The sequence below is a fragment of the Micromonospora sp. NPDC127501 genome (genome assembly GCF_040302185.1).
GTDB lineage: Bacteria > Actinomycetota > Actinomycetes > Mycobacteriales > Micromonosporaceae > Micromonospora.
In genome coordinates this window covers 108,867-128,408 of sequence record NZ_JBEORJ010000006.1, presented here as the reverse complement: position 1 = coordinate 128,408, position 19,542 = coordinate 108,867, and the positions used below count along the sequence as shown (strand labels likewise).

At 71.6% G+C, this 19,542-nt stretch carries 19 protein-coding genes; 14 read left to right on the top strand and 5 right to left on the bottom strand.

The window, feature by feature from the left end:
• Position 1 precedes the first annotated feature (1 nt).
• Positions 2 to 628 (top strand): SGNH/GDSL hydrolase family protein, encoded by a 627-nt coding sequence (locus ABTW72_RS15765; RefSeq protein WP_350859266.1) that lies wholly within the window; start codon positions 2 to 4, stop codon positions 626 to 628.
• 68 nt (positions 629 to 696) lie between these two features.
• Here the strand turns inward: ABTW72_RS15765 and ABTW72_RS15760 are convergent, their stop codons facing one another.
• The gene (locus tag ABTW72_RS15760; RefSeq protein WP_350859263.1) at positions 697 to 1,824 is read right to left on the bottom strand and encodes a LolA family protein; all 1,128 of its coding nucleotides are present in this window, start codon (positions 1,822 to 1,824) and stop codon (positions 697 to 699) included.
• Between the two features lie 95 nt (positions 1,825 to 1,919).
• On the opposite strand from ABTW72_RS15760, the gene ABTW72_RS15755 reads away from it, so the two are divergent.
• Positions 1,920 to 2,576: a response regulator transcription factor gene (locus ABTW72_RS15755; RefSeq protein WP_112585109.1), complete on the top strand. Its 657-nt coding sequence runs from the start codon at positions 1,920 to 1,922 to the stop codon at positions 2,574 to 2,576.
• A 74-nt stretch (positions 2,577 to 2,650) separates the two neighbouring features.
• Positions 2,651 to 4,012, top strand: coding sequence for an ATP-binding protein (locus ABTW72_RS15750; protein WP_350859950.1), 1,362 nt, complete (start codon positions 2,651 to 2,653; stop codon positions 4,010 to 4,012).
• Between the two features lie 27 nt (positions 4,013 to 4,039).
• Here the strand turns inward: ABTW72_RS15750 and ABTW72_RS15745 are convergent, their stop codons facing one another.
• A complete protein-coding gene (locus tag ABTW72_RS15745; RefSeq protein ID WP_350859260.1) occupies positions 4,040 to 5,686 on the bottom strand; it encodes a tetratricopeptide repeat protein in 1,647 nt (548 codons plus the stop codon).
• A 57-nt stretch (positions 5,687 to 5,743) separates the two neighbouring features.
• Positions 5,744 to 6,205 (bottom strand): MarR family winged helix-turn-helix transcriptional regulator, encoded by a 462-nt coding sequence (locus ABTW72_RS15740; protein WP_030333595.1) that lies wholly within the window; start codon positions 6,203 to 6,205, stop codon positions 5,744 to 5,746.
• A 49-nt stretch (positions 6,206 to 6,254) separates the two neighbouring features.
• Between ABTW72_RS15740 and ABTW72_RS15735 the strand changes: the two genes are divergently transcribed.
• Positions 6,255 to 6,776 (top strand): VOC family protein, encoded by a 522-nt coding sequence (locus ABTW72_RS15735; RefSeq protein WP_350859259.1) that lies wholly within the window; start codon positions 6,255 to 6,257, stop codon positions 6,774 to 6,776.
• 24 nt (positions 6,777 to 6,800) lie between these two features.
• On the top strand, positions 6,801 to 7,685 hold the full coding sequence (locus tag ABTW72_RS15730) for a hypothetical protein (RefSeq protein ID WP_350859256.1): 885 nt from the start codon (positions 6,801 to 6,803) through the stop codon (positions 7,683 to 7,685).
• A 170-nt stretch (positions 7,686 to 7,855) separates the two neighbouring features.
• Here the strand turns inward: ABTW72_RS15730 and ABTW72_RS15725 are convergent, their stop codons facing one another.
• A complete protein-coding gene (locus tag ABTW72_RS15725) occupies positions 7,856 to 8,035 on the bottom strand; it encodes a DUF4236 domain-containing protein (RefSeq protein ID WP_030333600.1) in 180 nt (59 codons plus the stop codon).
• A 247-nt stretch (positions 8,036 to 8,282) separates the two neighbouring features.
• Between ABTW72_RS15725 and ABTW72_RS15720 the strand changes: the two genes are divergently transcribed.
• From ABTW72_RS15720 to ABTW72_RS15690, 7 genes are all read left to right on the top strand, one after another.
• Positions 8,283 to 8,360: a putative leader peptide gene (locus ABTW72_RS15720; protein WP_349881247.1), complete on the top strand. Its 78-nt coding sequence runs from the start codon at positions 8,283 to 8,285 to the stop codon at positions 8,358 to 8,360.
• Positions 8,361 to 8,491: 131 nt separating this feature from the next.
• Positions 8,492 to 9,523 carry an ABC transporter substrate-binding protein gene (locus ABTW72_RS15715; RefSeq protein WP_350859252.1) on the top strand — a complete coding sequence of 344 codons (1,032 nt, stop codon included), beginning with the start codon at positions 8,492 to 8,494 and terminating at the stop codon, positions 9,521 to 9,523.
• A complete protein-coding gene (locus ABTW72_RS15710) occupies positions 9,520 to 10,365 on the top strand; it encodes an ABC transporter ATP-binding protein (RefSeq protein WP_350859249.1) in 846 nt (281 codons plus the stop codon). Before ABTW72_RS15715 ends, ABTW72_RS15710 begins: the two co-directional genes overlap by 4 nt.
• Positions 10,358 to 11,227, top strand: a complete 870-nt coding sequence (locus tag ABTW72_RS15705; protein ID WP_350859246.1) for an ABC transporter permease — start codon at positions 10,358 to 10,360, stop codon at positions 11,225 to 11,227. Before ABTW72_RS15710 ends, ABTW72_RS15705 begins: the two co-directional genes overlap by 8 nt.
• Positions 11,228 to 11,238: 11 nt before the next feature.
• Positions 11,239 to 12,573 (top strand): LLM class flavin-dependent oxidoreductase, encoded by a 1,335-nt coding sequence (locus ABTW72_RS15700; RefSeq protein ID WP_350859243.1) that lies wholly within the window; start codon positions 11,239 to 11,241, stop codon positions 12,571 to 12,573.
• Positions 12,570 to 13,133, top strand: coding sequence for a flavin reductase family protein (locus tag ABTW72_RS15695; RefSeq protein ID WP_350859240.1), 564 nt, complete (start codon positions 12,570 to 12,572; stop codon positions 13,131 to 13,133). Before ABTW72_RS15700 ends, ABTW72_RS15695 begins: the two co-directional genes overlap by 4 nt.
• A complete protein-coding gene (locus tag ABTW72_RS15690) occupies positions 13,130 to 13,747 on the top strand; it encodes a malonic semialdehyde reductase (RefSeq protein WP_350859237.1) in 618 nt (205 codons plus the stop codon). The genes ABTW72_RS15695 and ABTW72_RS15690 overlap by 4 nt, the downstream gene beginning before the upstream one ends.
• A gap of 63 nt (positions 13,748 to 13,810) precedes the next feature.
• Here the strand turns inward: ABTW72_RS15690 and ABTW72_RS15685 are convergent, their stop codons facing one another.
• Positions 13,811 to 15,535, bottom strand: coding sequence for an exo-alpha-sialidase (locus ABTW72_RS15685; RefSeq protein ID WP_350859234.1), 1,725 nt, complete (start codon positions 15,533 to 15,535; stop codon positions 13,811 to 13,813).
• Between the two features lie 359 nt (positions 15,536 to 15,894).
• Here ABTW72_RS15685 and ABTW72_RS15680 point away from each other — a divergent pair, with 359 nt between their 5' ends.
• Together ABTW72_RS15680 and ABTW72_RS15675 are read left to right on the top strand one after the other, a co-directional pair.
• A complete protein-coding gene (locus tag ABTW72_RS15680) occupies positions 15,895 to 18,237 on the top strand; it encodes a beta-galactosidase (RefSeq protein WP_350859231.1) in 2,343 nt (780 codons plus the stop codon).
• Positions 18,238 to 18,450: 213 nt separating this feature from the next.
• A complete protein-coding gene (locus tag ABTW72_RS15675; RefSeq protein ID WP_350859228.1) occupies positions 18,451 to 19,230 on the top strand; it encodes a DeoR/GlpR family DNA-binding transcription regulator in 780 nt (259 codons plus the stop codon).
• Positions 19,231 to 19,542 lie beyond the last annotated feature (312 nt).

The window sequence follows — 19,542 nt, the reverse complement described above, 5'->3', positions numbered from 1 at the left end:
GATGATCCTGCGGACCGGGCAACGAATGGTCTTCATCGGGGACAGCATCACCGATTGTGGTCGACGCGACGTCGCCGCGCCCTACGGCAGCGGATATGTGAGTCTCGTGCGCGCCCTGGTCGACGCGCGGCACCCGGAGTTGAAGCTGGAGTGGGTCAACCGGGGTGTGGGCGGCGACACCGTGCGCGACCTGGCCGCCCGCTGGGACGACGACGCCATCGCCGAGCGCCCCGACTGGCTCGCGGTGCTGATCGGCATCAACGACATCTGGCGGCACTACGGTGACCGGCCGGATGAGGCCGTCGGTATCGAAGAGTACGAGCGCACCCTGCGTGATCTGCTCCGGCGGGCGGTCGACGCCACCGGCTGCCGACTGATCCTCGGCGACCCGTTCTTCATCGAGGCTGACCGGAGCGTCCCGCAACGCGCCGACACCGACCGGTACGCGGCGGTCGTGGCGAGGCTGGCCACCGAGTTCGACGCGGTGCACGTGCCCAACCAGGCGGCGTTCGACCGAGTGCTGGCGGTGAGTCCGGCGACGCGTTGGGCCGACGACCGCGTCCACCCGTACCTGCCCGGCCACGCGGTCCTCGCCGACGCGTACCTCAGCGCCCTCGGCGTCTCCTGACCTCGGCCCGACCCACAGCGAAGCGCCGGGCCGACCGTCAGGTCGACCCGGCGCGAACACCGCGGAGATCAGCCGCGCGCGGCCTGGTAGAGCCGCTCCGGCGTCACCGCTCCGGCCAGCACCCGGCCGTCGTCGGTGAGTAGGACGCTGAACAGTTTGCTGGTGAGGAGCCGACCGCTGCCCCAGTCACCACTGACCGCCGGCAGCCCACCGAGCAGCTTCGACATGTCCAGGTCGGGCCCGGCGCCGGCCGGGGGAGCGGCCGGCTTCGTGGCGGGCTTCCGGCCGACATCGGCCCCGTCGAGGCGGCCAACCAGCACTGTCGTCCAGCCGTCGCCCACCGCGCGGACCTGCGGGTCACCCGTCGGCTTGACGTGACCGGGCTTGCCGGTCGGGCGCTCGGCCTTCTCCTCGTCGACCGTCACGCCGGGCGGCGGGTTGAAGCGGAACTGGTCAGCGTCGGGGCGGCGGTAGTCGACCTGGGTGAAGGCCACCTCGAACGCCGGCCGGTCGCTGCCCTTCGCGAGCACCTCGAAGCGCAGCGGCACATGCTGCGTGGCGTCGATGGCGATCCGCAGCTGGTGCACCAGGGAGTCCTGGTCGCGCGGCTGGAGCACCAACTCGTACGCGTCCCGGCCGGCCACGGTGGCCGACCGGCCCACGCTGACCTCGGTGCTCGGGTCGATCGCGTCCAACGCCAGGTCGGCGGCCTGCTGCGGGGTGGCCGGCAGGCTCGCCGCCGGCTCGGGGGCGGGCTTCCAGGCTCCGGCGTCGCCGCCCAGCGTGCGGTGGGTGGCGGTGTTGCTGCGGCTCTGCCACGTCCACAGGTCCCGGCCGTTGCGGATGATGTCCTGCTCGCCCAGCGTGTCCATCAGCGCGACCCGCTGCTGGTCCGGCCCGGAATACCAGACCCGCAGGGTGTGGGTGCCGGTCAGCAGGGTGGTCAGCTCGTTGCCGGGAACCAGCCCGACGAGGGGCGGCAGGCCGAGGTCGGCGCGTTGCACGACGGTCCCGGACAACCCCTCCAGTCGGGATGTCTGCAGGTCGACCAGGAGCTGAGCGGCGGTTCGGGGCGGCAGGCTCGGCTCGGCCTCGGCGGCGAACGTGCCGATCGCCGCGCCACCGCCGATGACGGCGACGGCAGCGGTGGCCGGAACCAGCCAGCGAAGGACGGGACGGCTTCTCAGGACGGACATGGTGGCACCTCCTGCGGCCATCCTGCCTCGTCCGTGCTGTGAACGCGCTGAGGACACCGAACCGCGCCGATTGACCCGGGTGGCACCCTTGAGCTGTGCGGGTGCTGGTGGTGGAGGACGAGGCCCGGTTGGCGGCTGCCCTACAACGCGGTCTCCAGGCGGAGGGGTTCGCGGTGGACGTGGCCGCAACCGGCCCGGCGGGCCTGGACGCGGCCCGGCACGGCGGGTACGACGCCATGATCCTCGACGTGATGCTGCCCGGCCTTTCCGGGTACGAGTTGGTCCGACGGCTGCGCGCGGAGCAGCACTGGTTGCCGGTGCTGATGCTCTCCGCCAAGGACGGCGAGTACGACCAGGCCGACGGCCTCGACTGCGGCGCCGACGACTACCTGACCAAACCCTTCTCGTACGTGGTGCTGCTGGCCCGGCTACGGGCGCTGCTGCGTCGGGGCGCACCGGAGCGCCCGACCGTGCTGGCGGTGGGGGACCTGCGGCTGGACCCGGCACGCCGGCGGGTGACCCGGGCGGACGCCGAGGTGGCGCTGACCGCGCGGGAGTTCGCGCTGCTGGACTACCTGATGCGCCGGCCAGGCCAGGTGATCTCCAAGGTCGAGTTGTTGGACCACGTCTGGGACGCGAGCCTGGAGACCGCGCCGAACGCCGTCGAGGTGTACGTCGGCTACCTGCGCCGCAAGCTCGGCCGGGACCGCCTGGAGACGGTTCGGGGCGCCGGCTACCGGCTGGCGACGTGACCGCCGACGGCCCGGTACCCACCCGTCGGGCCAGGCTCGGCTGGATGCCGGTCCTGGGGCTGCGCGGGCGGCTCATGGCGATCGGTGTGGTCGGTCTCACCATCGGGCTGGCGCTGGGCGGGGTGGTGCTGCTCGGCGCACTCAGCTTCGTACTCCAGCGCACTGTCGACACCGAGGCGTTCCGCACCGCCGACGCGGTCGCCCTGCTCGCCGCCGAGGACGCTCTGCCCGACCCGCTGCCGGTGGCCGGGGGGCAGGTCCGGGTACAGGTCATCGACGGGCAGGGACGAATCCGGGCTGCCTCGATCGACGCCGACCGCCTGGTGCCGATGGTCCGCCCGGAGCGACTGAACCGCGACGGTCGGCAGCGGCTGGAGGTGCCGGCCGAGCGGGTCGGGCTCGTCGGCCCGGTCCGGGTGGTCGCCGTACCCGCCGGGACCGCGGCCGACCCGCTCACCGTGCTGGTCGCCCGCTCGATGGCCGACGTGCGGCACAGCACCCATGTGGTCCGGACCATCCTGCTGGTGGCGTTCCCGCTGCTGGTGGCCGTGCTGGCCGGGGTGGCGTGGCGGGTGGTGGGGGCGACCCTCCGGCCGGTCGAGGCGTTACGTCGAGGCGCCGAGGAGATCACCGGGAGGGCCGGTGCCGGCCGGTTGCCGGTGCCGGCGTCGGCCGACGAGATCCACCGTCTGGCGGTCACCCTCAACGGCATGCTGGGCCGGCTGGAGTCCGCCCGCGTCCGGCAGCGGGCCTTCGTATCCGACGCCGCACACGAGCTGCGCAGCCCGTTGACCAACATCCGGACCGAGCTGGAGGTGGCCCAGCGCCTCGCCGACCGGACGGACTGGACGGCGGTGACCGCCAACCTGCTCGCCGACACCGACCGGTTGAGCCGCCTGGTCGACGATCTCCTGCTGCTGGCCCGCCTGGACGAGGCTCCGCCGGCCCGGGGGACCGGCCCGGTGGAGCTGGGCGCGTTGCTGACCGAGGTCGCCGCCCGGTATCCGTCACCGCCGGTGCGGGTGACGCCGCCGGCGGGCCCGCTCTGGACGATCGGCACCGTCGAGGAGTTGCGTCGCGTGCTGGCCAATCTGGTCGACAACGCGGTACGGCACGCGCAGGGTGATGTCGTGCTCGCGGCCGAAGCGACGTCGACGACGACCGGGCCTGGTGTCGGGGCGTACCACCTGGTGACGGTGACCGACGACGGCCCGGGAATCGCGATGGCCGACCGGGAGCGGGTCTTCGACCGGTTCACCCGGCTGGATGACGGACGGGCCCGCGACGACGGAGGCGCCGGTCTGGGGCTGGCCATCGTCCGGGAGTTGGTCCGACGCGCGGGCGGCAGCATCACCCTGACCGACGCGCCGGAGCAGCGAGGACTACGGGTGTGCCTGCTGCTGCCCGCGTTGCCGGCCGAGGACGGCCAACGGTAGACGGTCCGTGACAACGACCTCTGCGGGTCAGCGGCGGCGGGTGCAGACCTGCTTGGAACGGGCCACGGTGTCGGTGGACCAGGCGACGGCGACGGTGAAGCAGAAGTCGTTGGTGCGGTTGAGCGCGTAGATGACGAAGCTGGTGGTGCCGGCGGGCAGCGTCGCGAAGATGTTGTGGGTCTGGCCGGTGCGGCCGCCAGCGATGACCACCGGGCCCTCGCCGCCGGCCGGGTAGGTCCAGTTCAGCGCGATGCTGTCCCGGTTGTCGCGCAGGGTCACCGCGCTGGGTGGGGTGCCGGGCGGCGCCGCGGCGGCAGCCGACGTGGGTGCCGTGCCGCCCGGGGCGGGCGCGGTGCTGGCCGGCGCGCCGGCGGTGGGGGAGGCGCTGGCCGGCGGCGGGTTCGGTTCGTCGTCGCCGTCGACCCGGGCCACCCCGGCGATCACCGCTGCCGCGCCGAGGAGCACCACGACCACGCCGGCCACCAGCACCGGTACCAGCCGGTTGCGCTGCTCCGGCGGCGCGCGGTGCACGGGCACCGGCAGCAGCCGCGACGGCGTGTACGGCTCGACCTGCGCGTACGGATCGGGCTGCGCGTACGGGTCGGGCCGCGCGTACGGGTCGGACGGTTGGTACTGGTCGGACGGCGGGTTCGGGTCGGGCGACCCGTACGGGTCGGCGGGTCGGTGCAGCCGGTACACCCCGGGCTGCTCCTCGGTGCCGCCGGCCAGCCCGACCACCGACGGGGGCACCGGAGGGTCGGTGGGGTGGGGTGACGGCTCGTCCGCCCCTTCGGTCGACCATCTGCTGCCCGTCGACCCGACCGCCTCGTCGGAGGGCAGCCGGGGGTTCGGCACCGCCCCGGCGTGTTGGGTTGCGGCTGCCTGCGGGTGGTAGCCGGATTCGGCCGGCCCGTCGCCGTGCGGTGGGACGCGGGCGGCCGGCACGACCGGCGTGTCCCGAGCGGTGGGCGGGTTGTCGGCGCAGGCGTGGTCGGGACTGGCCGCCGCCCGGGCCAGGGCCGCCACCTGGGTGGTCAGCGGATCGTCGGCGGGCAGGTGCTGGCGGCACAGCTCACGGGCGAGCGCCAGGTTGTCGTGTGCCTCGGCGAACTGCCCGCAGTCGCGCTGCATCGCCCCGAGCCGCGCCAGCATCTTGATGCCGCTGGGGTGCCCGTCGCCGTACACCTCGCGGTGCAGTTCCCAGGCGTCCTGGAGGCGGTCGCGGGCCACCGTGCACTGGCCGCGCGCGTACTCGACGGTGGCCAGGTCGGCGTGCGCGGCGAGCACCCGCAGTGACTCCGGGCCGTCCTGCGCGGTCAGCTCGATGATGACTTCCTGGTAGAGCCGCGCCGCCCGGGAGTGGCTGCCGACCCGGTGCAGCACCGCGGCCAGAGTCGCCGCCGCGGCCACCGTGCGCGGGTCGGCGCGGCCGTGCAGGCGGGTGGTGGCCGCGTACGCGAAGGCGGCCCACCCGCGGGCCGAGTGCGGCTCGCCGAGGGCGATCAGCACCCGCGCCTGGAGGCTGGCCGCCTCGGCCAGCTCGGGAGTGGCGTTGGCCGGGCGGGGGTCGGCGTCGGTGAGCGCGTCGGACAGCAGTTGCTGTGCGCCGGCCAGATCGCCGGAGGACACGAGGTGGTGCGCCTGATCAGTCAGTTCACCGAAGCCGGAAGACACGCCCCATCGTGCTCATCCGACGACGGTAAGTACAAGACCCGCGCCGGTGTCGATTGGTCAGGATCCGGTCAGGTGCTCGGCCAGGGTCTCGCTGATCCGGCGTAGCTGGTCGACCTGGGCGGGGCTCAACGCGTCGAACAGGTGTCGGCGTACCCCCTCGACGTGGCCGGGTGCGGCGGCCGCGAGGGTGGCGAAACCCTCGTCGGTGAGCAGCGCGATCTGCCCGCGCCGGTCGGTGGGGCAGTCCTCGCGGCGCACCCAGCCGGCGGCCTCCAGCCGGGCCACTGCGTGCGAGAGCCGGCTGCGCGACGACCCCGCTGCCTGCGCCAACTGGCTCATGCGCAGTTGACGACCGGGGGCCTCGGAGAGCTGGACCAGGATCTCGTAGTACGCGTGCGGCATGCCCGCGTCGCGTTGCAGCTCACGGTCGAGAGTGTCCATCAGCACTCGGGAGGCGGTGAGGTACGCGCGCCACGTGCGCTGCTCGTCGGGGTCCAACCAGCGGGTCATGACCGCCATCATACTCCCGATGGTTGAAGGTTCAACTAAACCGCGCTAGTCTCGGGTCATGGGTATCCACCGGCTCAACCACGCGGTCCTCTACGTCAGTGACCTCGCCCGCAGCGTCGCGTTCTACCGCGACGTGCTGGGCTTTCGCCCGGTGGCGATGACCCCGGACGGCTTCCGGGGCGCCACCTTCCTCCAGGCCCCCGACTCCACCAACGACCACGACCTCGGCCTCTTCGAGATCGGCGCGGGCGCCGGTCGGTCGACCGCAGGTCGGTCCACCGTCGGCCTCTACCACCTCGCCTGGGAGGTGGACACGCTCGACGAGCTGGCCGCCACCGCCGAGCGGCTCGCCGCGGTCGGCGCACTGGCCGGCACGTCCGACCACGGCACGACCAAGAGCCTCTACGGCAAGGACCCGGACGGTCTGGAGTTCGAGGTGGTCTGGCTGATCCCCGCCGACCTGCTCGACGACACCGCGCTGGCCGCCCGCAAGCAGATCGGCCGGCTCGACCTGGACGCCGAGCGGCAGCGTTACGGCGGCCAGACCCGGGGCGGGGTGGGGATCTCCGTCCCGGCCTGACCGCCCGTACGGTAGAACGGACCGATGCCGACCGACCGGACCACTGATTTCCTCCGCGAGCTGCTGGTCCGCCAGTTGACGACCTGGCTGCCCGCGGCCCTGCACCGCTCCCGGCGGGCCACCATAGCCCTCGCGGGCGCCGACGCGGACAGCGCGGAGGCCGCGCTGCGCCTGGTCGCCACGCACGGCGACCAGGTGCGTGGCCGGCAGGTGACGGTGCTGGTGCTGGCCGACGCCGCCGCCGACCTGCCGGCGCGACTCGGCCCGATCGAGGCGGAGCTGCCCGCTGAGGTCACCGTGCACCTGCTGCCCGGCGACGCCTACCGGCTACCGGTCGCGGTGAAGGCCGCCGGGGCGGCCGGCGCGCCGCTGTTCTCCTTCGTGGACCTGCCCGGCGCGATGACGCCGAAGCTGCTCACCGCCGCGACCAACGGCCGGACCGGAGAGCTGCTGCTGCACACCGGCGACAGCGCCCGGGACGTGCTCGTCTCCGCAGGCTTCCCCCTGGTCGCCGAGGTGGCACCGGTGCTGTCCGGCGGCGAGGCGGCCGGGGTGATCGCGTTCGGCAGCCGCTCCGACCGGAGCCTGGAGGCCGTCCGTGACGCGCTCTGGGAGCTCGGCGCGGAGCTCGGCGTGCGCTACCGCGACCCGCTCGACCCGACCGGCACGACTGTCGACGTGGTCGGCGAACCCGACCTCGAACCGCTGGCCCACGAGTTGCTGGCCGAGCTGCGGGCGGGTGGGCCACGGCCGGTCACCGAGCTGCGACGGCACACCCTCACCGCGACCGTCTATCGGGCCGCCGACGCCAATCAGGCGCTCGTCGACCTTGTCGACGCCGGTGCCCTGCGACGGGAGCGCGAGTCCGGCCGTCTGGCCGGCGACGAAATCATCACCCCAACGCGCTGAGCGCCCCACCCCGCACTCCCACCCCACGCGATCTTGCACTTTCTGCTCCGGCATAAGGGTTATTCCACGCAAAACAGCGACAGGAACTGCAAGATCGCCGGGCCGGGCCGGGGTAGACGCCGAGCGGGGTGCCGGTGGATCACCGGCACCCCGCTCGACTCCCGGGATGTCTACGACCGGGACTTGTCCTGCTTCCAGGAGAGCGGACCCGGCAGGTCGACCCGGTGCGCGCGAGCCTTGGAGTTCCAGGACCAGCGACCGATCTTGATGCTCCACGAGGAGAAGCCGTTCTCGGTGAAGTTCAGGATGATCGGACCGTACTTCTTGCGCTTGCGAAACATGAGGCCCATCGGAGGTCTCCCCTCGTCACCGTTCCCTGCCGTGTCGAGATCGAACATGCCCGAACCGACAACTTTTGAAACCCTCTCGCTGTCCGCCCTGGACGGTCGCTCGCCGCGCGTCCAATCTCTATTCACCAGATAGGTGTTGCGGCACGGTAAACGCTGCTCGCGGTGCTTCGTAACATCGGCAGCGATTGAAGTCTCATCTTCTGGAAGGCCGTTGACCGCTCGTTCCGATCCCGGGCAGCATGGGGTCATGTCGCAGCGGGATGAGCTTCTCCTCACCGCTCGTGTGCACGTCGACCTGGTCCGGCACGCGAGCGCGCTCTGTTGAGCTGACCGGTCCATCCGGCTCGGCTCCAGCGCCGCACTCCCATCGCCCGCCCGCTCAACGCGGAGCAGCGTGCCCGCACGCCCTCATCCGGGCGTCCCCGCTCCCATCGTGGACAGATCAGGAGACTCCTCATGTCCCCACCCCGTCGTGTCGTTCTGCGTACTGTCGCCGCCGTTGCGGCGCTGGTCGTGCTCACCGCCACCGCCGGCTGCGGCGGTGATGCGGCAGCCGACGGTGCCCAGGCCAACGAGCTGCGCTACCAGGGCTCGGTCGGTCAGGTCACCCTCCCCGAACTCGCCGCCGACCTCGGCTACCTCGGCGACGTCAAGCTCAAGTGGATCGGCAACGTCACCGGCGGTCCGCAGGACATCCAGGCCACGGCCACCGGGCAGAGCGACTTCGGCGGCGCGTTCAACGGCGCCATCGTCAAGCTCGCCACCGCGAACGCCCCGATCACCGCCGTGGTCAGCTACTACGGCTCGGACGCGCAGACCTTCCAGGGCTACTACGTGCTCGACGACAGCCCGGTCCGCAGCCCCCGTGACCTGATCGGCAGGAAGGTCGGCATGAACACCCTCGGCGCGCACGCCGAGGCCGTGCTCAAGACCTGGCTCGCCCGCGGCGGTCTCACCCCCGCCGAGATCAAGCAGGTCGAGCTGGTCGCCCTGCCACCGGTCAACACCGAGCAGTCGCTGCGGCAGCGGCAGATCGACGTCGCGGTGCTCGGCGGGGTGATCCGGGACAAGGCGGTCGCCAGTGGCGGCATCCGCACCATCTTCACCGACTACGAGCTGCTGGGCGCCTTCAGCGGCGGCACCTACGTCTTCCGCGACGACTTCATCAAGCGCAACCCGGAGACCGTCAAGGCGTTCGTCACCGGGGTCGGCAAGGCCATCGAGTGGGCCCGCACCCAACCCCGGGAGACAGTGGTCGCCCGGATGCGGGACATCATCGGCAAGCGCGGCCGCAACGAGGACCCGTCGCTGGTCGCGTACTGGAAGAGCAGTGGCGTCGCCGGCCGTGGCGGCGTGATCGGCGAGCAGGAGTTCGGCACCTGGATCGACTGGCTCGCCGCCGAGGGCGAGCTCAAGGGCGACCGTCCGAAGCCCGGCGACATCTACACCAACCGGTTCAACCCCTTCGTGGACGGGGGGAGCGCGTGAGCACCGACAAGATCCTCTTTGATCGGGTGAGCAAGACCTTCCCGGTCCGCGCCAGCCGGCGTGGCGGCGCCGGCGCGGTGACCGCGCTGGACGAGGTCACCCTCGGGGTACGCCCCGGCGAGTTCCTGGTCGTCGTCGGCCCCAGCGGCTGCGGTAAGTCCACGCTGCTCGACCTGCTCGGCGGGCTCACCGAGCCGACCGCGGGGCGGGTACTCGTCGACGGTCGGCCGGTCACCGGCCCCGGGCTGGACCGGGGCATCGTCTTCCAGCAGTACGCGCTGCTGCCCTGGCGCACCGCCGCCGGCAACGTCGCGTTCGGCCTGGAGGCCAAGGGGGTGCCCCGTGCCGAACGCGCCGCCCTGATCGAGCACCACCTCGACCTGGTGGGCCTGCGCGGGTTCGCCGACCGCTACCCGCACGAACTGTCCGGCGGGATGAAGCAGCGGGTGGCCATCGCCCGCAGCCTCGCGTACGACCCGGACGTGCTGCTGATGGACGAGCCGTTCGCCGCCCTGGACGCGCAGACCCGCGACTCGTTGCAGGACGAGCTGGTGCGGATCTGGGCCCGCACCGGCAAGACCATCGTGTTCATCACCCACGGCATCGACGAGGCCGTCTACCTGGGTCAGCGGGTGGCGGTGCTGACGTCCCGGCCCGGGCGGCTCAAACAGGTCATCGACATCGACCTCGGCGACCGGGACGCGGTCGAGGACGTCCGCTCCACCGACGCGTTCCGCCACCACCGCCACCAGATCTGGACCCTGCTGCGTGACGAGGTGCGGGCCGCCCAGGCGGCCGAGGGCACCGGCGTCCGCCACACCGAGGAGGCCCGCGTTGGTTGACATCGCCGAACGTCCCACCCGACTCGTCGGCCCACCCACCGTGCCCCGCGCTGCGGCCGACGACCGTGCCGTTCCCGGTCGCGCCGGTCGGCTGTTCGGCATCGGCGCGAAGGTGCTGCACCGTACCGTCGCCATCGCCGCGCTGGCCGCGATCTGGGAGGGCGCACCCCGGCTCGGGCTGGTGGACCGGGTCTTCCTGCCGCCGCTGTCGGAGGTGCTGGTGGCCTGGTGGGAGCTGCTGCGCAGCGGGCAGCTCGCCGAGCACGTGGGCGCGAGCCTCACCCGGTCGTTGGCCGGGCTCGGCCTGGCGGTGCTCACCGCCATCCCACTCGGGTTGCTGATCGGCTGGTACCGGCCGCTCGCCGAGCTGCTCAGCCCGCTGCTGGAGGTGTTCCGCAACACCGCCGCGCTGGCCCTGCTGCCGGTGTTCGTGCTCATCCTCGGCCTGGGGGAGACTTCCAAGATCGCCCTGGTGCTGTACGCCTGCTCCTGGCCGATCCTGCTGAACACCATCGCCGGGGTGAAGGGCGTCGACCCGCTGCTGATCCGGTCGGCCCGCTCGATGGGGCTCAACCACCTGCGGCTGTTCCAGAAGGTGATCCTGCCGGCCGCTGTGCCGACCATCTTCACCGGCGTCCGGCTGGCCGGGGCGTACTCGATCCTGGTGCTGGTCGCGGCCGAGATGGTCGGCGCGAAGGCCGGGCTCGGCTACCTCATCAACTACGCGCAGTACAACTTCGCGATCGCCGACATGTACTCCGGGATCATCACGATCTCCGCCATCGGCCTGGTCGTCAACCAGCTCCTCGTCGCCCTCGAACGTCGCTTCTCCACGTGGCGCGTCGACGTCTCTGCCGGATAGGACGGACACCAATGACCCGTACCCTGCACCTCAACGCGTTCCTGATGGGCGTCGGCCACCACGAGGCCGCGTGGCGGCACCCCCGCACCGACCCGCGTCGGGTCACCGACGTACGGCACTTCCAGGAGCTGGCCCGGATCGCCGAACGCGGCACCCTCGACTCACTCTTCCTCGCCGACGGTCTGTCGGTCGGACCCAACCCCCGGCACAACATCCAGGCCGTCTTCGAGCCGCTGACCCTGCTCGCGTCGCTCGCCGCGGTGACCGAGCACATCGGTCTCATCGCGACGGTCTCCACCACCTACAACGAGCCGTTCCACGTCGCCCGCAAGTTCGCCTCACTGGACCACCTCAGCGGCGGTCGGGCCGGCTGGAACATCGTCACCTCGGCGCAGGAACGGGAGGCGGTCAACTTCAACCGGGACAGCCACCCCGAACACGCCGACCGGTACCGGCGGGCCGCCGAGTTCGTCGACGTGGCGATCAAGCTCTGGGACAGCTGGGAGGACGACGCGCTGGTCTTCGACACGACGGCCGGGGTGTTCGCCGACACCGACCGGGTGCACGAGGTGGCGCACCGCGGGCCGGAGTTCCAGGTCCGTGGCCCGCTGAACATCCCCCGGGGGCCGCAGGGTCGACCGCTGCTGGTGCAGGCCGGCTCGTCGCCGGACGGGACAGCCTTCGCCGCCCGCTACGCCGAGGCGGTCTTCACCGCACAGCAGACCCTCGCCGACGGGCAGAGCTTCTACGCCGAGCTGCGCCGGCAGGTCACCGCCGCCGGCCGGGACCCGGACCTGGTGAAGGTCCTGCCCGGCATCGCGCCGGTGCTCGGTGGCACCGAGGCCGAGGCGCGGGCGCTCGCCGCGGAGCTGGAGGAGCTGATCGTCCCCGACTACGCCCTGGCCCAGCTCTCCGGGATGCTCGGCATCGACCTGACCGGCCTGCCGCTGGACGGGCCGCTGCCGGAGCTGCCGGCCGCCGGCACCGTGCAGGCCCACCAGAGCCGCTACCAGCTCGTCACCGAGCTGGCCCGCCGGGAACAGCTCACCATCCGCCAGCTGATCGGTCGCCTCGGTGGCGGGCGGGGTCACCGTGTGGTCGCCGGTACGCCGGAGCAGGTCGCCGACCAGATCGAGCTGTGGTTCACCCAGGGCGCCGCCGACGGGTTCAACATCATGCCGCCGCACCTGCCCGGCGGGCTCGCCGACTTCGTCGACCACGTGGTGCCGGTGCTGCGCTCCCGTGGGCTGTTCCGCACCGAGTACTCCGGTCGGACACTGCGCGAGCACTACGGCCTGCCCCGACCGGCCAGCGCGTACGCCGCGTCGGCCCTGGTGCCGGCATGACCACGGTGGAGCGCCCCTCGGCGGACATCACCGAGCTGCGACCGGTGAACCCGGACCTGTTCCGCGCCCTGCTGCGGCGGCAGGCCAGCACCGTCACCGTGGTCACCGCTGTCGCCCGCGCCACCGACCCCGCCTGCCTCGGTGGGATCGGCGCGCCCATGCGGGCGGGCTTCACCGCGACCTCGTTCACGTCGGTGTCGCTGGACCCACCGCTGGTCTCGTTCTGCCTCGGGGTGGCGTCGTCGAGTTGGCCGGTGCTCGCCCGCGCCGAGCACGTGGCCGTCCACCTGCTCAGCGCCGGGCAGCGGGAGGCCGCCACGGTCTTCGCGACCAGCGGCATCGACCGGTTCGCCGCGTACCCGGACTGGACGTCGGGACCGTTCGGGGTGCCGCTGCTCGACGGGGTGCTGGCTTGGCTGCTGTGCCGGGTGGTGCACCGGGTTCCGGCCGGCGACCACACGTTGGTGATCGCCGAGCCCCTGGCGCTCGGTGACGGCGGCGACGGCGCGCCGCTGGTGCACCACCGGGGCGGCTACACCACCGCCGGTTCGCCGACGTGACGGCACCGGCCGCGCCGGATCTGCTCGCGTTGGACCGGGCCGCCCAGGACCTGCTGTTCCGGGCGGCCCGCACGGCCGACACGTTCACCGACGAGCCGGTCACCGACGCCCAGGTCGCGGCGATCCACGACCTGATCCGGTACGGGCCGACCGCGTACAACGGCCAGCCGTTGCGGTTGCTGCTGCTGCGGTCGCCGGAGTCCCGGGCCCGGCTGCTGCCGTACGTCTCGTCGAGCAACCGGGCGAAGACGTCCAGCGCCCCGCTGACCGCGATCCTCGCCGCCGACGTGGACTTCCACCAGCGGCTGCCCGAGTTGTATCCGCACCGCCCGCAGGCCCGGGACTGGCTGGCGGACCGGGCGGCACGCGTCGACCAGGCCCGGTTCAACGCGACCCTGCAGATCGGCTACCTGATCGTCGGCGTCCGCGCGGCTGGTCTCGCGGCCGGACCGATGGCGGGCTTCGACGTCGCGGGCGTCCAACGGGAGTTCTTCCCCGACGGTCGCCACGAGGTGCTGCTCCTGCTCAACCTCGGCCACCCGGGACCGCACACCGGGCCGACCCGTCTGCCCCGGCTGGCCGCCGAGGAGGTGATCCGCACCCTCGACGGTTGAGCGACGAACGGGACCGCCCCCGGTGCCGGCGTAGCGCCGGCACCGGGGGCGGAAGGTTGCGGGTCAGGCCCCCTTGACCCAGTCGAGGGTGAAGCGGGCGAAGAAGATGCCTCCGGTGCCGCCGACCTCGTACAGGTTGCCGATCGTGCCGTCGTTCAGCACGGCCATCGTGGAGTAGCCCGCGGCGCCCGGCTTGACGAGTGCCCGGGCCGGCCAGGTGGCGCCGTCGTCGGTGGACAGCCGGACGGTGAGGTCGTTACGCGCGGACGGTGCCGCGTTGTTGCTGAACAGGGCGGTACGGGTGCGCACCGGAGCACCGTTCGTGCCCACCTCCGACGGGCGCAGGTAGGACACCTCGTCGGCGTTGCAGAGCGGGTCGGTCAGCACGGCGCTGGCCGTGGCCGGGCCGAACGTCACGCCGCCGTCGGTGGACGTGGAGTAGAACCGGCTACGGGTGCTGTTGTGCCGCATGTTCTGCACGATCGCTCCGGTGCCGCGCTCGATGGCCTTGCTCTCGTTGATGTTTCCGCCGGCCGGCCCGCCACGCTTCCAGGTCGCGCCGTGGTCGTCGCTGTAGATGTTGCCGGTCTGGGTCAGGCCCGCCGAGTCGCGGTAGACGAACGGCTGGATCAGGCGTCCGGTGCTGCTCTGGATGCCGTGCCCGGAGGAGAAGAACGCCTGCTGCCAGGTCGGGACCTTGATCGTCGGGTTCAGTTCGACCGGGGCGCTCCAGGTGGCGCCGTTGTCCCGGCTGCTGATGTATTGCAGGTGCAGGCTGTTCGGGTCGTTGGCGGTGTTCAGGCCGGAGGACCCGGACCAGAAGCTGATACCGGGCTTGGGGGAGTACGTGTAGAAGCAGTAGACGACGCCGGTGTTGCGGTCCACCAGCAGGCTGGGGTCGCCCGCTCCCTCGCTGGTGGTGGCGGGCGAGTGGATGATGCGCGGCTGGTCGAAGGTGCGACCCCCGTCGGTGCTGCGGGTCATCGCGATCTGGATGTTGTTGGTGCCGCCACCCAGGTCGTACTGGCCGTTGACCCGGGCGTCGGCGACGGCGATGACGGTGCCGTTGTTGGTGACGGCCATGCCCGGGATGCGGACCGAGGCGGCGGTGCCGTCGTAGCGGCCGTTGGCGCCGTTGAGGTTGCGGATGACGCTCTGCGTGGTCAGCACCGCCGTGGAGTTCATCTGCGGGGTGCCCGCGGTCAGACCGCACCCGGCGGTTCCCCGCACTGTGGTGTCGAAGCCGGGGGCGGTGACCCGCAGGGTGTACGCGGTGCCCGCGCCGACGGTCCAGTAGTGCAGGTAGTTGCCGCCAGCGGCGATGGTGCGGACCCACGGGGATCCGGTGCGTCCGGCCCAGGCGACGCTGAAGTCCCGGGCGGTCGTGGTGCGGTTCTCCACCGCGAGCTGGAGCCGCCCGGCGGTGCAGTCGTAGCTGGCTACCGCTGACATGCCGGTACCACAGTGGAAGATGCCGGCCGAGGTGTCGTCCAACCCGGTCGGGGTCGTCGTGCGCAGGGTGTACGCGGTGCCCGCCGGGAGGGTCCAGTACAGCTCGCTGCTGCTGCTGCCGGCGGCGACCGTTCGGGTCCAGGGGGAGTTGGTGCGGCCCGGCCAGGTGACGGTGAAGGTCTGCGCGGTGGCGCTGCCGTTGGTGAGCCGCAGGTTGAGGCGGCCGGTCGTGCAGTCGGAGCTGGCGGTCGCGCTCACACCGGCGGGGGCGGCGTGAGCTGGCGTGGCGGGCAGGATCGCGGCCACGCCGAGGACGGCGGCCATGACCGCTGTCACTCGACGAGGTAGTGCTCGGGCAGGGGACACGGGGGATGTCCTTCCGGGACGGGGGTGGGGCAGGGAAAACCGAGGGGCATAAGACGTCGGATATCTGATGTCGAGACGGTAAAGGGCTGCGCGCGGGTCGTCAATAGATCGACGAGCGAGCGCCGGCCGATGGCCCCAGGTCCGCAGTGGACGCTCCGGACTCCCGGCGGCATTGATTGAACATGCAAATTTGGCGCAGATATTTACATCATGTTGCGTGGTCTGGCAGGCTCGAAGCACATCGACCATTGTCATCGCGTTGGCGTCCCGGCCCGCCCCGGCCGTGATCGCCGCCGGCGTGCCGACGATGCCTGTCCGAAGGAGACACCATGCAACGGCGTCAACTCCTTACCCTGGGCGTGCTCAGTCCGTTCGCGGCGATGCTGGCATCGGGCGGCCCGGCCCGTGCCGCGGCCGCGGCGCAGACCTTCGGGTTCTCCGCCGACGGCAGCAACTTCCTGCTCGACGGCCAGCCGTTCCAGATCCGCAGCGGCGAGATGCATCCGGCCCGCATCCCGGTGCAGTACTGGCGGCACCGGATCCAGATGGCCAAGGCCATGGGCATGAACACGATCGCCATCTACGTGATGTGGAACCACGTCGAGGAACGGCCCGGTGTCTTCGACTTCACCACTGACCGGCGTGACATCGCGGGCTTCATCAGGCTGTGCCAGGCCGAGGGCATGTACGTGCTGCTACGCCCCGGCCCCTACGTCTGCGGCGAATGGGACCTCGGCGGTCTACCGCCGTACCTGTTGCGCAACCCAAACATCAGGCTGCGGGTCCGCACCGCCGCCGACCCCAACTACATGGCGGCCGTCACGCGCTACATCAACGCGCTCGCCGCGCTGGTCAAGCCCCTCATGGTGGGCAACGGAGGACCAATCCTGATGGTCCAGATCGAGAACGAGTACGGGTCGTACGGCAACGACGTCGTCTATCTCGAGGAGCTGCGGCAACTGTGGCTGCGGGCCGGGATCACCGGACCGTTCTACACCGAGGACGGGCTCGGCCAGGTGCAGGGCAACCGCACCGTCGTCACCGGTGGGGCGATCGCACTCAGCGGTGGTGACGCGACCGCCATCGCCGCGGCACGCCAGTCGTTCCCGACCGTTCCGGCCATGTCCGGCGAGCTGTACACGGGCTGGTTGACCCACTGGGGCGACGGAGGCTTCGCCGGGTCGAACACCGACATCTCCAACCAGCTGCGGGGCCTGATGGCCGGCAGGCTGTCGTTCAACCTCTACATGATCCACGGCGGCACGAACTTCGGATACTCCGCAGGCGCCAACGCCGCCGACAACGGGTCGGGTTACCAGGCGGACATCACCACCTACGACTACGGCGCGCCGATCAACGAGCAGGGCGGCCCGTCGCGGCTCTACCCCGCCTACCGGGAGATCATCGGCACCGCCCTCGGGGTGACGCTGCCGGCCGTACCCGCGCCGATCCCCACCATCGTGCGCACCGGCGGCCAGGCCGTCCTGCCGGCGGCGTACGCCTCGCTGTGGGACAACCTGCCGGCCGCGCTGTCGACCCAGACGAACCCACAACCGATGGAGATGTACGGCCAGAACTCCGGCTTCATGCTCTACCGCCGCGTCCTGCCCGGCTACACCCGGGCGACACTGGACATCAGGTCGGTGCGCGACTACGCCACGGTGTTCCTCGACGGCGTCTACCAGGGCGGCCTGTCCCGGAGCAGCCTCCCGGCGGCCTACACGACTCCGCTCGGCGTGACGGTGCAGGACGCGCCACTGGCGTTGAAGACCTCGGCGAGTGGCAGCCCCACGCTCGACATCCTGGTCGAGGGCATGGGTCGGAACAACTTCGGCCAGGCCCTGGTCGACCGCAAGGGCATCACCGAGCGGGTGTCACTGGTCGACGCGGGCACCCTGACCGGCACGTTGACCAACTGGCAGACCCACCTGCTGCCCGTCGACGAGGCGTTCGTGGCCGGCCTCCGCCCGGTGATCAGCAACAGCTCGCGGCCCGGCATCTTCTTCAAGGCCACTGTCAACCTCACCCAGACCGGCGACACGTACCTCGACATGTCCCGGTGGACCAAGGGCGTGGTCTGGGTCAACGGCCGTAACCTGGGCCGCTACTGGAAGGTGGGGCCACAGCAGCGGCTCTACTGCCCGGCCCCGTGGCTGCGGGTCGGCGCCAACGAGATCGTCGTCTTCGACCTGCACCAGGTGCAGGCCCAGCCGATCTCCTTCGAAGCCACCCTGAGCGGCCAGTCGGGCGCTGCCCGCCACACGGTGGTCAACCGGGCCAGCGGCAAGGCCCTCGACGTGCCGGACCTGTCCCGGGCCACCGGCGTGCAGTTGATCCAGTGGACCCCCAACGGTGGAGCCAACCAGGCGTGGCTGATGGCCGGCGCGGTGGGTGGCGTCACCACGATGACCAGCGTCAGTTCGGGTCTGCTCGCTGACGTCGAGGCCGGCTCCACGGCGGAGGGGGCGCGGGTCATCCAGTGGACCGCCACCGGCGGCGGTAACCAGCAGTGGCGGGTCGTGACCGCGTCCGGCGACTTCGTGAAGCTCGTCAACGTGCAGACCGGCAAGGTCCTCGCTGTGGCCGGCGGTGCGACGACCGACGGCGCCGCCATCGTGCAGCAGAGCGACACCGGCGCCACCACCCAGCACTGGCGGCTCACGCCGGCGTGACGTCGTCGGACCACCTGACGCCCGGCTGGCCAGGGGGCGGGCCGGGTAGGTGAGGGTCGGTGGGTGACCTGTTGCGGTGCGGCGGCCGCCGCGGGTCGCCTGCCGACCCTCACCCGTTGCGGTCAACTGTCCACGGCGTCGTGGTGCGGTACGGGCATTGCATCGGAGATGCAAAGATGGCCGCATGGGCGGGTGGAGCGACCGGAGTGAGACGTGAACCAGCACGAGCGGTGGCACCGGCTCCTGGAGATGGTCGCCGTCGAGGGTCAACTCGACATCGAGTCCACCGCCCGCGAGCTGGGCGTGAGTACGGCGACCATTCGTCGTGACTTCGACGAGTTGGCCACCCAGCAGTTGGTGACCCGCACCCGGGGCGGCGTGGTCGTCACCAACGTCTCCTACGACCTGCCGCTGCGCTACAAGGCGGTGCGGCAGGCATCGGAGAAGCAGCGGATCGCCGCGGCCGCCCTCGCACTGATCCCGCCGGGCAGCACGGTCGGGCTCAACGGCGGCACCACGACGACCGAGGTGGCCCGGGCGCTCGCGCTGCGCACCGACCCGAGCGGGCAGCTGTCGGCGGCCACGGTGGTGACCAACGCGCTGAACATCGCCCACGAGCTCATCGTGCGTCCGCACATCCGGGTGGTGCTCACCGGTGGGACGGCCCGCCCGCAGTCGTACGAGTTGGTTGGTCGTATCGCGGAGACGATGCTCGCGTCCGTGGCGCTGGATGTCGTCGTGCTCGGGGTGGACGCCATCGACCACCAGCACGGCGCCAGCGCCCACAACGACGGCGAGGCGGCGGTCAACCACGTCATGGTGACCAGCGCGGCGCGGACGATCGTCGTCGCGGACGCCTCGAAGCTGGGCCGCCGGAGCTTCAACCGGATCTGTCCGCTGGGCAACATCGACACTCTGATCACCGATCGGTCGGCGGACCCGCAGCAGGTGAGTCTCGTCGAACAGGCCGGGGTCACGGTCCTCCAGGTCTGACGGCCAGGTCGCGGGCCGGTGTGCCAGGCGTGGTTCCACCGCCCCTGGCCGGTCGTCTGGATCTTCCGCTGGCCCACTCGGGCGAAGACGGGCTACTGGCAAAGATGTAGTCCGATGCAAAATCGCGGCTTACTTCTTGCATCTTGAGTCAAGCGGGTGCAGCATTCCATCTCATCGGCCTTCGTGAATCTCGTGGTCCGCGTCTGTCGAGGCCGATGGACCGAAAACCGTGCCTCCGGCCAGCGCCGACGCGTCGGCCCGGCGCCCTCGACGCCCGCATCGTCCCTCACCTCACCGGAGAAAACGATGATC